Annotated in this window: 10 protein-coding genes; 8 read left to right on the top strand and 2 right to left on the bottom strand. The window is 33.3% G+C overall.

Translation table 11 applies throughout. The annotated features are described in order from the left end of the window. The first annotated feature begins 290 nt into the window (after positions 1 to 290). From topA to B0A57_RS06270, 7 genes are all read left to right on the top strand, one after another. The gene (gene topA / locus B0A57_RS06240) at positions 291 to 2,807 is read left to right on the top strand and encodes a type I DNA topoisomerase (RefSeq protein WP_034098770.1); all 2,517 of its coding nucleotides are present in this window, start codon (positions 291 to 293) and stop codon (positions 2,805 to 2,807) included. 3 nt (positions 2,808 to 2,810) lie between these two features. Continuing rightward, the gene (locus tag B0A57_RS06245; protein WP_011964076.1) at positions 2,811 to 3,956 is read left to right on the top strand and encodes a formimidoylglutamase; all 1,146 of its coding nucleotides are present in this window, start codon (positions 2,811 to 2,813) and stop codon (positions 3,954 to 3,956) included. Between the two features lie 143 nt (positions 3,957 to 4,099). Beyond that, positions 4,100 to 5,494: a T9SS ring complex lipoprotein PorK/GldK gene (gene porK / locus B0A57_RS06250; protein WP_011964075.1), complete on the top strand. Its 1,395-nt coding sequence runs from the start codon at positions 4,100 to 4,102 to the stop codon at positions 5,492 to 5,494. Between the two features lie 50 nt (positions 5,495 to 5,544). Further along, positions 5,545 to 6,195, top strand: a complete 651-nt coding sequence (gene porL / locus B0A57_RS06255) for a type IX secretion system motor protein PorL/GldL (protein WP_011964074.1) — start codon at positions 5,545 to 5,547, stop codon at positions 6,193 to 6,195. Between the two features lie 47 nt (positions 6,196 to 6,242). Continuing rightward, the gene (gene porM, locus B0A57_RS06260; RefSeq protein ID WP_038466733.1) at positions 6,243 to 7,772 is read left to right on the top strand and encodes a type IX secretion system motor protein PorM/GldM; all 1,530 of its coding nucleotides are present in this window, start codon (positions 6,243 to 6,245) and stop codon (positions 7,770 to 7,772) included. Between the two features lie 49 nt (positions 7,773 to 7,821). Next, complete coding sequence (gene porN / locus B0A57_RS06265; protein WP_034098768.1) at positions 7,822 to 8,826, top strand: type IX secretion system ring subunit PorN/GldN; 1,005 nt, start codon at positions 7,822 to 7,824, stop codon at positions 8,824 to 8,826. Positions 8,827 to 8,892: 66 nt separating this feature from the next. Further along, entirely contained in the window at positions 8,893 to 9,939 is a 1,047-nt protein-coding gene (locus tag B0A57_RS06270; RefSeq protein WP_034098766.1) for an NAD(P)/FAD-dependent oxidoreductase, read from the top strand. 147 nt (positions 9,940 to 10,086) lie between these two features. Here B0A57_RS06270 and B0A57_RS06275 read toward each other — a convergent pair whose 3' ends face one another. After that, positions 10,087 to 10,476 carry a DUF983 domain-containing protein gene (locus tag B0A57_RS06275; RefSeq protein WP_016362013.1) on the bottom strand — a complete coding sequence of 130 codons (390 nt, stop codon included), beginning with the start codon at positions 10,474 to 10,476 and terminating at the stop codon, positions 10,087 to 10,089. A gap of 109 nt (positions 10,477 to 10,585) precedes the next feature. On the opposite strand from B0A57_RS06275, the gene B0A57_RS06280 reads away from it, so the two are divergent. Beyond that, positions 10,586 to 12,496: an ABC-F family ATP-binding cassette domain-containing protein gene (locus tag B0A57_RS06280; protein WP_034098764.1), complete on the top strand. Its 1,911-nt coding sequence runs from the start codon at positions 10,586 to 10,588 to the stop codon at positions 12,494 to 12,496. Between the two features lie 282 nt (positions 12,497 to 12,778). Here B0A57_RS06280 and B0A57_RS06285 read toward each other — a convergent pair whose 3' ends face one another. Continuing rightward, complete coding sequence (locus B0A57_RS06285; RefSeq protein ID WP_034098761.1) at positions 12,779 to 13,933, bottom strand: 8-amino-7-oxononanoate synthase; 1,155 nt, start codon at positions 13,931 to 13,933, stop codon at positions 12,779 to 12,781. Positions 13,934 to 14,157 lie beyond the last annotated feature (224 nt).

Raw genomic sequence — 14,157 nt, forward strand, 5'->3', positions numbered from 1 at the left:
AATAGGCTAAAGTTTCTGTATGGTTGTTATTGCGCTACTAATTGTTTGCTTACATAAAAAGAAGCTGTATAAAATAAATATTTGGATATGTAAAAAAATAGCTTCAAGGTTAGTGTAAGAGGTTTGTTATTGGGTAATGATCAGGTTTTAGCTTGTTTGTTTTTTTTATAAATTGAAGTCTTATATATTGTGTATAATTAACTTGTTTGGTGATTTATATTGCTTTTTAAAATATTGAAAGGTTAAAATTTAAAAAAAAAATATACTTTTGCCAAATCAATAAAATAGCAATGGCAAAGAATTTAGTAATAGTCGAATCACCTGCAAAGGCAAAAACAATCGAAAAATTTCTTGGAGCAGATTTTCAAGTAGAATCAAGTTATGGGCATATTGCCGACTTGCCTTCTAAAGAAATAGGAGTCGATGTGTTAAACGGGTTTACACCCAAATACGAAGTTTCGCCCGACAAAAAAGCCTTGGTTACCAAACTTAAAGGACTTGCTAAAAAAGCCGATATGGTTTGGTTAGCTTCCGATGAGGATCGCGAGGGAGAAGCCATTTCTTGGCATCTTGCCGAAGAACTAAAACTAGATCCTAAAAAAACAAAGCGTATTGTTTTTCACGAAATTACAAAAACAGCTATTCTAAAAGCAATAGAAAATCCACGTGAAATAGATTATAATTTAGTCAACGCACAACAAGCGCGTCGTGTTTTAGACAGATTAGTGGGTTACGAATTATCGCCAGTATTGTGGCGAAAAATTAAAGGCGGATTGTCGGCTGGTCGGGTACAATCAGTTTCAGTTCGATTAATTGTAGAGAGAGAACGAGAAATCATCAATTTCAAACCAGTTGCTACATATTCTGTTCAAGCCGAATTTACTAACGAAGCTGGTAAGTCATTCAAAGCAAAACTGCCTAAAAATTTTAATACAAAAAAAGAAGCCGAAGATTTTTTAAATAAAAATATTGGGTCTATATATAAGGTAGGAGATCTAGAAACAAAACCTACCAAGAAAACACCAGCGGGACCTTTTACCACTTCGACTTTGCAACAAGAAGCCGCTCGTAAATTGTATTTGCCAGTGGGAATAACCATGCAATTAGCACAACGGTTGTACGAAGCAGGACTTATTACTTATATGAGAACAGATAGTGTAAACTTATCTAAAGATGCGATGGAAGCAGCTCAAGATGAAATCATTAAATCTTACGGAAAGGAATATGCTAAACCGAGAACTTTTGTTAATAAAAGCAAAGGTGCACAGGAAGCTCACGAAGCGATTCGTCCTACGGATATGTCGCGCCATACGGTAAATATCGACCGAGATCAAGCACGTTTGTATGATTTAATTTGGAAAAGAACATTAGCATCTCAGATGGCTGATGCCGAATTGGAACGTACCAATGTTAAAATAGAAGCCAATAATCATTCAGAACTTTTTACAGCCTCTGGAGAAGTAATTAAGTTTGAAGGATTTCTAAAAGTATATTTAGAAGGACATGATGATGACGAAGAAGAACAAGAAGGAATGTTGCCTTCGATGAAAGTAAATGAAAAATTAATAAATAATTATATTACTGCTACCGAAAGATATTCTCGTGCAGCAGCAAGATATACCGAAGCTTCTTTGGTAAAAAAATTAGAAGAATTAGGTATCGGTCGTCCATCTACTTATGCACCAACAATTTCTACAATTATTAATAGAAATTATGTCGAAAAAGGAAATTTAGAAGGCCAAGAAAGAAATTATACCCAACTAACACTTCAATCGGGTAAAGTAGGCGAGAAGTTGCTCAAAGAAAATACAGGATCAGATAAAGGAAAATTAGTTCCCACAGATATTGGTACAATTGTAACAGATTTCCTAGTGAAGAATTTCGATAATATTCTTGATTATAATTTTACTGCCAAAGTAGAACAAGATTTCGACGAAATTGCAGAAGGAAACATGCAGTGGGCAAAAATGATGCAGGATTTTTATGATAAATTTCACCCCACAGTAAAAGATGTCGAAGCTAATGCCGATAGAGAATCGGGCGAAAGAATTTTAGGAATAGATCCAAAATCTGGAAAACCAGTTTCTGTCCGTTTGGGTAAATTTGGACCCATGGCACAAATTGGCGCTGCCGATGACGAAGAAAAAACATTCGCAAGTTTGTTGAAAGAGCAAAATATAGGCAACATTACTTTAGAAGAAGTATTAAAATTATTTTTACTTCCAAAAAATCTTGGGACTTATAAAGGAGAAGAAATCGAGGTTTCAAACGGGCGTTATGGTCCTTTTATTCGTTTCGGAACCACCTTTGTTTCCTTGCCAAAAGGAGAAGAACCATTAAATGTTGATTTAAATAGAGCCCAAGAATTAATAGACGAAAAGTTACTAGCTGACGCACCTATTGCAGTTTATAAAGGCGAAGGCGTTCAAAAAGGAACAGGTCGTTTTGGCCCTTTCTTAAAATGGAATGGTATTTTCATCAATGTCAGTACAAAATATAATTTTAATAATTTGTCGCAACAAGATATTGAAACGATTATCGAAGATAAAATTCAAAAAAACATCGATAAGGTAATTCATAATTGGGAAGCTGAAGGTATTTTGGTTCAAAAAGCCCGTTGGGGAAGATCTGAAATTACCAAAGGAAAAATAAAAATTGAACTAAGTAAAGATTTTGATGCTGCAAAATTAACCTTAGCAGAAGCACAAGAAATGATTGCTAAGAAGACACCAGTAAAAAAGGCACCAGTAAAAAAAGCAGTGGCAAAAAAACCTGCTGTGAAGAAATTAGTCGCAAAAAAGAACTAAGATATGGTATTCGATTTTTTACAACCATTAGACGAATTTTTTTTAGAATTCATTCAACGATTGTCACCCCAAACGTTGGGTAAGAACGTTGTTTTTCATACAAATACAGAATTTCCAAACCTCGAAAAGGTGTCAATCGCAATTATTGGTGTTTTAGAAAATAGGGGGTTGGGCGATACAAACGAAATAGTAGATCTGTCAAACATAAGGAAAGAGTTTTACAGTCTGTTTGTAGGTAATTGGCAAACACAAATTGTCGATCTAGGTAACATCGCAGCAGGAGAGTCGTTAGAGGATACTTATTATGTTCTAAAAACCGCTATGGCGCAACTTATTAAAAATAAAATTATTCCTGTTATTATAGGCGGTTCGCAAGATTTAACATATCCCATGTATAGGTCTTACGACTTGTTAGAACAAATGGTTAACGTGGTTTCAATAGATAGTAAATTCGATTTTGCACGAGAAAACAGCTTCCAATCTGAATCATATTTAACAAAAATGATTGTCGAAGAGCCAAATAATTTATTTAATTATAGTAACATAGGTTTTCAAACCTATTTTAATCCGCAGGAAGAAATAGATTTAATCGAAAAATTATATTTTGATGCCTATCGTTTGGGTGAAGTATGTAGCAATCCAACAATTTCAGAGCCTGTTTTTCGTGATGCAGACTTGGTTAGTGTCGATTTGTTGTCGGTAAAATCTTCAGATTCAGGTAATTTCACTACATTTGTACCCAACGGTTTTTCAGGTAAAGAAATTTGTTCTTTATCAAGATATGCCGGAATTAGCGATAAGGTGAGTAGTTTCGGGGTTTTTAATCACAAAAACACAAAGCAAGAATCAGTTTTAATAGCTCAAATAATATGGTATTTTATAGAAGGATTTCATTTCCGGTCTAACGAATATCCGTTTGGTACAAAAGAAGATTATATTAAATATATAGTAACTTTAGAAGAAGAACTTATTTTTTATAAGAGCAATATTACAGAAAGATGGTGGATCGAAATACCATTTATTTCAATGCAAAACAATAAGTTGAAGAAATCTACGTTATTGCCTTGCGTATATGAAGATTATTTAGCCGCGTGTGCAGGCGAAGTACCAGAAAGATGGTGGAAAGCACAAAGAAAAAACATCATTTAAGTTTTTAATCGCATAAAATATAGCAAAAAACAACTATTTTCAATTTTTTTAAGGTTTTTTTAATAAAAAAATTGTTTTTTTGAAAATAAATAAATAGGTTTACGCCCTTAAAAGATATGAATATATACTTAACCCAAATTTATATGAAGAAGTTCATTTTATTAGCAGTACTGGTTTCATTTTTATACAGCTGCGGTTCAGGAGACAAAGGAGAGCTTGTAGGAGTTAAAGGTAAAGCTTGGCATACTGAAAAGCCTTTTGGTATGACGTTAGTGCCTGGTGGTGCTTTTATCATGGGTAAATCCGATGACGATTTAGCGAATGTACAAGATGCTCCAACTAAAACAGTTACTGTTCGTTCGTTTTATATGGATGAAACGGAAATTACAAATAGTGAATACAGACAGTTTGTGTACTGGGTCAGAGATTCTATTGTTAGAACGCGCTTAGCGGTTTTAGCAGATGAATTAGGAGAAAAAAATGACTCTAAATCTAAGTCTTCTAAAAAAGGAGGAAGTATAGCTGATTACGCATTTGTTGATGCAGATACTACAAATATGAGTGTGTATGATAAATATATGTACGATAATTATTACAGTGTTGGTTCTGGTGATGATCCTTATGCAGGAAGAAAGTTAAATCATAAAGTAGATTTAAAATGGAAGACAGGTCAGTATCCAGATGCACATTATGCTGAAGTCATGGATTCTATGTATATTCCTTCTGAAGAAGCTTATAACGGTTTGAGAACTATAGATGTTGATAAATTAAAATTTCGTTACTCTTGGATGGATATTCAGGCGGCAGCTAAAGCGAAAAAAGGGAAGCGTAAAGAATTTATACGCAAAGAAGAAGTTAAAATTTATCCTGACACAACCGTTTGGATTAAAGATTTTGCTTATTCTTATAATGAGCCAATGCATAATGATTATTTCTGGCACCAAGCGTATAGTCAGTATCCAGTAGTAGGTGTGTCGTGGAAGCAAGCTAAAGCATTTTGTGCTTGGAGAACTTTATTTAAAAACTCGTTTGTTAAAAAACAAAAAGGAAGAGATTTAATAAATAGTTTCCGTTTACCAACAGAAGCTGAGTGGGAATATGCTGCTCGTGGTGGTATAGAATCTGGGACTTATCCTTGGGGAGGACCTTATGCTAGAAATGATAGAGGTTGTTATTTAGCAAACTTTAAGCCAAGTCGTGGGGATTATGCAGCTGATCAAGCGTTGTATACTCTTGAAGCCCAATCTTATGAGCCAAATGATTATAATTTATATAATATGTCAGGTAATGTTGCAGAATGGACGGATTCGTCTTATGATCCCGCAGCTTACGAATATGTTTCTACAATGAATCCAAATGTAAATGATGTTAAGAACATGCGTAAAGTAACACGTGGTGGTTCTTGGAAAGATGTTGCGTATTACTTGCAAGTAGGTACTCGTGATTTCGAATATGCAGATTCTGCAAGAAGTTATATCGGATTCCGTACATTACAAGATTATATGGGAACTGATGCAACAGGAAACGCAGGAAAATAATTAATTAACCAAACTTTATTTTATATTTAACTTAACTAAATTTTATTATTATGGCAATTTTAAGCAAAAAAACAATGAACTTCGCTTACGGTATGGGAGCGGCAGTGGTAATTATTGGAGCATTATTCAAAATTACTCACTTTGAAATAGGACCTTTAACTGGTACTGTTATGTTATCCGTAGGGTTATTAACTGAGGCAGCAATTTTTGCTTTATCTGCGTTTGAACCAGTTGAGCATGATTTAGATTGGTCATTAGTTTATCCAGAATTAGCTGGCGGAGCAGCTTCTGCTAAGAAGAAAGAAGTAAAAGAAGTAAAAGAAGACACACAAGGATTATTGTCTCAAAAATTAGATGCAATGTTAAAAGAGGCTAAAATTGACGGAGAATTAATGTCAAGTTTAGGAAATAGTATAAAAAATTTCGAAGGTGCTGCAAAAGCAATCTCACCTACTGTAGATTCTATGGCTGGTCAAAAGAAATATGCTGAAGAAATGACTATGGCAGCAGCTCAAATGGAGTCATTAAATAGCTTATATAAAGTACAGTTAGAAAGCGCTACTCGTAATGCGCAAGCAAACAGCGAAATAGCAGATAACGCTTCTAAATTGAAAGAGCAAATGCAGTCTATGACTTCTAATATAGCTTCTTTAAATAACGTTTATGGTGGTATGCTTTCTGCTATGAGTAACAAAGGATAATTAGTTTTTAACTAAATTTATTTACTAACAAAACTAATTTAAAAAAAATGGCAGGAGGAAAATTAACCCCTAGACAGAAGATGATTAACCTGATGTATCTGGTTTTTATCGCAATGTTGGCAATGAATATGTCCAAAGAAGTATTATCAGCTTTTGGATTAATGAACGAAAAATTTGAAGGTGCGAATACTTCTTCTGATGCGATGAATGCGCAAATGCTAACTTCGTTAGACTCAAAAGCGGCAGAAGCTAAAGGAGAGTTTTTAGTGGCCTCTCAAACAGCTCATCGAGTAGAAGGAATTACTAAAAAATTCTATGACTACATAGCAACACTTAAAGGAACTGTTCTTGAGGGTGTTGAAAAAGATAAAGAGACTGGAAAATTACCTTACGAAGCAATGGATAAAGGTGATAATATTGACAATGCTTGGTTCGTAGGTGAGGGGTATTCTCCTAAAGGAAAAGAAATTGTTGCTACTATCGAAAAATATAAAGCAGACATGAAAGCGGCTTGTCCGGATAAAAAATATGCAAATATTATATCTGAAATTGCTAACAAATTTGATTTGTCTGATGTAGCTAATAAAGATGGTGTTAAGATTAAATACCTTGAGTATCATTTTGATAAATTCCCTGCAGTTGCTTCTTTAGCAAAATTATCTGCTTGGCAAAGTGATGTTAAGAAAGCAGAATCTGATGTGTATAGTGCTGCTTTAGGAAAAGCGGCAGTTGCGGCAGCTTCTTATAGTAATTATCAAGCTATTGTAGTTTTAGAAAAAAACGCTTATTTTCAAGGGGAAACTGTAAAAGGTAAAGTTGTTTTAGGTCGTTATGACGAAAACACTAAGCCAACATCTTTTCAAGGTCCTGGTAGATTAGAAAATGGTCAGGCTGTAATTTCATTAACCGCTGGTTCTGTTGGTGAGCAAAAAATTAATGGTCAATTTACTTTCTTAGAAGATGGTAAGACAATTCCATTAAAATTTGCTGGTAATTATGTTGTTGTGCCTCGTCCTAACTCTGCTACAATTTCTGCAGATAAAATAAATGTTGTTTACCGTGGTGTACCTAACCCAATGACAATCTCATTTGCTGGAGTAGCTAATAATAAAGTACACGCATCTGCTGCAGGTATGTCTGGTAGCGATGGGAAATATGTATTAAGAGCTGGTGCTGGAACTTCTGTTATGATTAATGTAACTGCAACTTTGCCTGATGGTAAAGCTGTTTCTGACAAAAAAGAATTCCGTATCAAAGGTTTGCCTGCTCCAACTGGAAAAATACGTGGTGAGGTAGCTGCAAAAGGTCAAAAAAGTAATTTAGAGTCTTGTACAGTATCTGCAGTAATGGAAGATTTCGATTTTCCAGTCACTGTAAATGTTACACAATTTAATATCAAAGTACCTGGACAACCTACAATAGTTGTTTCTGGAAGCAAAATGGATAGCAGAGCAAGATCTGCAATTGCTAAAGCAACTAGAGGAGATGTAGTGGTTATTTCTGAAATTAAAGCTAGCTTCTCTGGAATAGACCAAGTTGCAAAAAGAGTTTCAACTTGTACATACGAAGTACAATAATAGTTTAAGAATTTCGTTTTAGTTCTATAAACTTTACAATTATAAAATTATGAATTGGAGAAATTTATTAGTAGTTATTATTTTTATTGCAGGAAGTTCAACTTCTTTTGCACAATCTAACTTGTTGAATGCTAAAAATCCTAAAGAAATTGGATTAAAATCTGCAGCACAACAACTAAAAGATAATGACAAACCATTAGAATATGGTTATGTTGATGATAGAGATATTTTAATGTCTAAAAAAACATGGGAAATAATAGATCTTGATGAAAGAATTAACTTTCCTTTGTATTATCCTATAGATACGTCTAATGTAGGTAGTGATCGTCGTTCATTATACGATGTATTGGTAAAAGGTATTAAATCTGGTAAAATTACCGAAGTATATGGCGATAGTTATTTTAGAGAAAAGAAAACATTAAAAGATATTAATGCTTCTTTAACTAAAACTGATACTACAGATGCTGGTAGAGAGCAAATGAATGAAGATCCACAAGCTTTTAGAACCAGAGTGACTGAAGTGCCTATTTATGAAATGGTTAAAGTTGGTAAAAAAACTAAAAAGAAACAAGTTGGTACAGAAAAGAAAACTATTCCTGCTACCAGAACTATTTCTGAAGAGTTTATTAATAAAACTGATTTAGCATCAATAGACGTTTCTGATTATAGAATAGTTGGTTTGTGGTATTTCGACAAACGTCAATCTGATTTGCGTTACAGAATCTTAGGAATCTGTCCTGTTATTCCTGATGTTTACACCATGGATAAACCAGAAAAAGAATACATCGATTTATTTTGGGTTTTTTATCCAGGAGCAAGAGAAATATTACATGAATGGAAAGCATTCAACGATAAAAACTCTGCAATGCCTATTACTTTCGATGATTTGTTAAACTCACGTCGTTTTAATGCACTGACTTATAAAGAAGAAAACGTATATAATGATAGAGAAATAGTAGATTACATGAAAGACAATTCATTAATGCAATTGTTAGAATCTGAAAGAGTAAAAGATAAAGTTCGTAATTTCGAGCAAGATATGTGGAATTACTAATATAAATTTCTCCAATTTAATTAAAAAACTCTTACCAAATTGGTAAGAGTTTTTTACTTTTACAAAATGATTGACTACCTAATTATTGGCTCCGGAATTGCAGGTATTTGTTTTGCAGAAACTGCATTACAAAATAATAAGACTATTTTAGTTTTTGATAATGATTCTCAAAACTCCTCAAAAATTGCTGGAGGGATATACAATCCAGTTATATTAAAACGCTTCAGCGAAGTCTGGAATGCTACAGAACAAGTAAAATTCCTAAATGATTTTTATCCTAAAGTAGAAAAACGGTTAAACATAAAAATAGATTTTAAAATACCAGTTCTGAGAAAATTCTTTTCAGTAGAGGAACAAAATAATTGGTTTATCGCTTCCGATAAACCCAATTTAACCCAATTTCTATCTACAAATATTCTCCACAAAACCTATTTAGGTATCAATTCTCCTTTTGGTTTTGGAAAAGTTTTGCACACAGGTTACCTAGATACAGCACTGCTATTAGCGTCCTATCGCACTTATTTAAACCAAAATAAAATATATTCTCACGAAAGTTTCAACTATTCAGAATTAACACAACATTCAGATTATATTTCGTATAAAAATATAAAAGCAAAAAACATTATTTTTGCCGAAGGTTTTGGTTTGCACGCCAATCCGTATTTTAATCATTTGCCATTAGACGGTACAAAAGGAGAGCTCCTTATCATAAAAGCACCAAACTTAAATTTAGATTGTATCTTAAATTCTAGCGTTTTTATTTTGCCCTTAGGCAATAATCTCTTTAAAGTGGGCGCTACTTACAACTGGGCAGATAAAACCAATAACCCAACGGAAGACGGAAAGCAAGAATTGCTAGAAAGAATCAACGAATTGTTAGAGTGTAAATTCGAAATTATTGAACATTTTGCAGGAATTAGACCAACAGTCAAGGACAGGCGACCACTTGTAGGGACACACCCCGAATATAAAAACATACACATACTAAACGGATTAGGTACCCGTGGCGTAATGCTTGGGCCATCGTTAGCTCATGATTTATGGCAACATATAGAGCACGGAACCCCATTAAATGCAAATAGCAATATTAATCGATTTGATAAAAAAAAGTAGGAGCACAACATTTTAGTCCAAACTACATTTTTCCTGCTATCACTACAATCTGTCATTGCGAAGAATAAAAAATAATAAAACAAACCATTTCTTTATCGCAATAACAGGATTTTCGCTTCTATCAGGGCTAAAATTCAGCAAAAAAGGCTATTTCAGCTTTTTTTTCCAATCTTTGTCAAAATGGATAAAGAAATTAATCCAGATATTTCTAGACAAACGCATGATAATAGGCATAAACAATACCAACGTAGCACCAATAGACAAAAATGAAACTTTTAGTGTACTACCAAAAACTAAAAAACTAATAACAAAAGCGGCAACACTAAACGCAATTCCAATACCATAACTCACATACATTGCACCAAAGAAAAAAGAAGGCTCAATCTTGTATCTCGTCCCACAATGGCTGCAAGTTTCATGCATTTTAAAAATATTAGTCAAATGAAACGGATTTTTATCCATATACATACTTTCTTCGTGACATTTAGGACAACTTCCTGTTAAAATGCTATTTAATTTCAATCCTTTTTTTAACATTTGCAAAAAAATTAGTTTACCATGATTTTGGTAACGCAAATTTAGGATTTATAACACGAATTTAAGTAGTTTTAATCTTAAAATATTTCAATCTTTTAATTAAAATTTAATGCTAAACATACACAATTTGTCAGTTTCCTTCGGAGGAACATATTTATTTGAAGAAGTAACCTTCAGGATGGGCGCTGGCGATAGGGTAGGACTTGTCGGGAAAAACGGAGCAGGGAAATCGACCATGCTAAAAATACTAGCTGGAGATTTTAAACCAGATTCAGGAAGTATCTCTACGGCAAAAGAAGTTCAAATAGGATTCTTGCGCCAAGATATCGATTTTGAAGAAGGAAGAACCGTTCTCGAAGAAGCCTACCAAGCATTTATAGAAATAAAAGCAGTCGAGAAAAAACTAGAAGAAGTAAACCACCAACTGGTTACTAGAACAGATTATGAGAGCGAAGAATATTCACTAATTATAGAAGATTTATCAGACTTAACACACCGTTTCGATTTGTTGGGCGGTTACAATTATGTGGGAGATACCGAAAAAATTCTTTTAGGATTGGGTTTTAAAAGAGAAGTTTTCGACAACCTGACAGAAACATTCTCTGGCGGATGGCGTATGCGTATCGAATTGGCTAAATTATTACTTCAAGCAAACGATATCTTACTACTCGATGAGCCAACCAATCACTTGGATATAGAAAGTATCATTTGGTTAGAAAGCTTCTTGCGCAATTATCCGGGTGTTGTGGTTATTGTATCGCACGACAAAATGTTTCTAGATAACGTAACCAATCGAACCATCGAAATCTCACTAGGAAAAGCCTACGATTTTAATAAGCCATATTCCCAATATTTAGAATTGCGCCACGAAATTCGTGAAAAACAATTGGCAACCCAAAAAAATCAAGCCAAAAAAATAGAAGAAACCGAAAAGTTAATCGAAAAATTTCGTGCCAAAGCATCAAAAGCTTCTATGGCGCAATCATTAATAAAAAAATTAGATAAAGTAGAGAGAATCGAAGTCGATGAAGACGATAATTCAGTCATGAATATTTCATTTCCAGTATCTAAAGTACCAGGAAAAGTAGTAGTCGAAGCCGAATATGTTACAAAAGCTTATGGCGACAAAGTTATCTTAAAAGATATTAATTTACTAGTAGAACGAGGAAGCAAAATTGCATTTGTTGGGCAAAACGGACAAGGGAAATCTACTTTTATCAAAGCCATTGTTAATGAGTTTGAATATCAAGGTTCAATCAAACTAGGACACAATGTACAAGTAGGCTATTTTGCTCAAAACCAAGCAGAATATCTAGATGGCGAAATTACCTTACTTCGCACCATGGAAGACGCCGCAACCGATACCAATCGTAGTAAAGTACGAGATATGTTAGGATCATTCTTATTTCGTGGCGACGATGTCGAGAAAAAAGTAAAAGTCCTTTCAGGAGGAGAGCGTAATCGCTTGGCTTTGTGTAAACTATTGCTGCAACCTATCAATGTTTTATTGATGGACGAACCCACAAATCACTTAGATATTAAATCTAAAAACGTCCTGAAAGCCGCTTTGCAAAAATTCGAAGGAACCTTACTTTTAGTATCTCACGACAGAGATTTCTTACAAGGAATGTCAAATTTAGTTTACGAATTCAAAGACCAAAAAATTAAAGAATACTTAGGCGATATTAATTATTTCTTAGAACAACGCAATCTAGAAAATATGCGTGAAGTCGAGAAAAAAGACATCGAAAAGAAAGAAGCACCAACAACAAATGCAAAAACAACCTACGAAGATCAGAAAAAAAACAAATCCCTTCAAAATCGTTTAAGTAAAATAGAAAGTCAGATAAAACAATTAGAGAAAGATATCCAAACAGACGATAAGTCATTAGCCTCTAATTATGACAAACACATAGAAGACGCAAAATTCTTCATTGCCTACAATAAGAAAAAGTCCGATCTAGACAAATTATTAGAAGACTGGGAACTTGTACAAAACGAAATAGACAGCAATAAATAGGAGCTATTTCCAGCTTTCCATTTCAAACAAAGTTTACTGAACTCCGATTAAAATGTAATTTAAGTGAAGTAATCTTTTTTGCAGCATTGTTTTTTTATATACCCTAAAAGGAGCTTCCTTTGGTCGCTCTTTTTGGGCAATAAAAAATACAATTTTCCTGCAAAAGGATTTACACTACAATTTGGGCTAAGGAAAATCTCAAAAAAAAAACAGAACTAAAAAAATTTAAAACCCACCCCTCGCATAGCCAAATAAAACAGCAAGAACCATTCTAAATCGTAATTACTTAAAAGGATTCCGTTCAATCCAGCTCACTTCGGGATCAAAATACTGAAATAATTTACCTATGTATTTATTAATAATAGGATTAGAATGACAAATAAAACCAACCATCTGAATAGGTTTTGCACCAACCGAACTTTTTATTTCGAGCGCAGTTCTAGAAAAAATAAGTTTCGAATATTTTTTACTAATCGAGTAGCCAATCATATCATAAAGCATATTTAAATACAACATTCTTTCTTTCTGATGTGCATCATCATAGCCAAGAAAGTAAGTGTCTAACGCATCTCCGTTTGCAATCATAGTATTAAAACCAATAAGTTTTTGGTCAAGAAAATAACCATAAAAAAGAAATTTTTCTTGCAGTATTTCTTTCAAATTAGCAAAATGATTTTCGGTCAAATAAAAAGTATTGAAAGGCGCATTTTTAGTCACATTAAAATACAATTCGTTTATTTTCGATTCATAAACCCTAATTTCGTCTAAACTCATTTGACGCTTAGAAACCATTTCCGACTTTTTTCTAGCTCGTTTATAATGGTCACGATACTTTTTTGTAAGTGCAGCTGTATAATCACTTTCGTTTTCCCATACATCATCATTGGTGAAAACCATATTAGGTTGCGTCGAAAACTGATAATATTTCTTAAAACCATCAATTTTAAAATTCTCACTTTCGGGAACCGTAAAATCTTTAAACGAAGTGATATGAATTTTTATACCTTCTTTTTTTAAATTAATTTTAAGTTGAAAAACAGCTTTTTTTAGTATCAATAATCCTTCTTCAATTTCGACATGATTACTAAAACAGTATGTATTTTGTCCGGTAAGCATATTGTTTCCAACAAAAAGAACATTGGCTGCAAAATTTCTAAAGGCAAAATCACGCAATTTAGATTTGATGCAACTTTTATTTACGCCAAACGAAGAAACTTGTGTTAAGTTTAAAGTTTGCGTAACTGCAATTCCAATAAGTTCTTCGTTTTTAAACAAAGCAATGTAATGAGGAATCATATTTTTTGGCGAGGATGTGTCTAAAACCTGTAAATATTTTTTAGATAAAAAAATATTCTTTACAGCAACATTATCCCATTTTTCTGGAAGTTGTGACGCATTTTTATAAATACGAAAGGTGTAATTTGTTTTTAAAAGCATAAAAAAATCTCTCCGCCAAAAGTAAACAGATTTATGTTTAATTAAATGTTAAAATTATTTTCAAACACAAATAATAGGTCTTAAGAATCGTTAATGTTAACTAGTTTTCTACAAGTAGTTTAGAGCTAAATTAAGCTTTATTTCGGATTTGCCAAATCTTCTAAATGCAAAACTAACTTCAAATTAAGTCTAAAACCCAAATTACTTGTAGCGTGTGTTAATAC

Origin of the sequence: Flavobacterium psychrophilum DSM 3660 = ATCC 49418, from assembly GCF_002217405.1 — a bacterium.
Classification (GTDB): Bacteria; Bacteroidota; Bacteroidia; order Flavobacteriales; family Flavobacteriaceae; genus Flavobacterium; species Flavobacterium psychrophilum.

What these genes read in the sequence shown, in the direction of transcription:
- topA (WP_034098770.1), top strand. Translation starts at nt 291, where the DNA reads ATGGCAAAGAATTTAGTAATAGTCGAATCACCTGCAAAGGCAAAAACA.
- B0A57_RS06245 (WP_011964076.1), top strand. Translation starts at nt 2,811, where the DNA reads ATGGTATTCGATTTTTTACAACCATTAGACGAATTTTTTTTAGAATTC.
- porK (WP_011964075.1), top strand. Translation starts at nt 4,100, where the DNA reads ATGAAGAAGTTCATTTTATTAGCAGTACTGGTTTCATTTTTATACAGC.
- porL (WP_011964074.1), top strand. Translation starts at nt 5,545, where the DNA reads ATGGCAATTTTAAGCAAAAAAACAATGAACTTCGCTTACGGTATGGGA.
- porM (WP_038466733.1), top strand. Translation starts at nt 6,243, where the DNA reads ATGGCAGGAGGAAAATTAACCCCTAGACAGAAGATGATTAACCTGATG.
- porN (WP_034098768.1), top strand. Translation starts at nt 7,822, where the DNA reads ATGAATTGGAGAAATTTATTAGTAGTTATTATTTTTATTGCAGGAAGT.
- B0A57_RS06270 (WP_034098766.1), top strand. Translation starts at nt 8,893, where the DNA reads ATGATTGACTACCTAATTATTGGCTCCGGAATTGCAGGTATTTGTTTT.
- B0A57_RS06275 (WP_016362013.1), bottom strand. Translation starts at nt 10,476, where the DNA reads ATGTTAAAAAAAGGATTGAAATTAAATAGCATTTTAACAGGAAGTTGT.
- B0A57_RS06280 (WP_034098764.1), top strand. Translation starts at nt 10,586, where the DNA reads ATGCTAAACATACACAATTTGTCAGTTTCCTTCGGAGGAACATATTTA.
- B0A57_RS06285 (WP_034098761.1), bottom strand. Translation starts at nt 13,933, where the DNA reads ATGCTTTTAAAAACAAATTACACCTTTCGTATTTATAAAAATGCGTCA.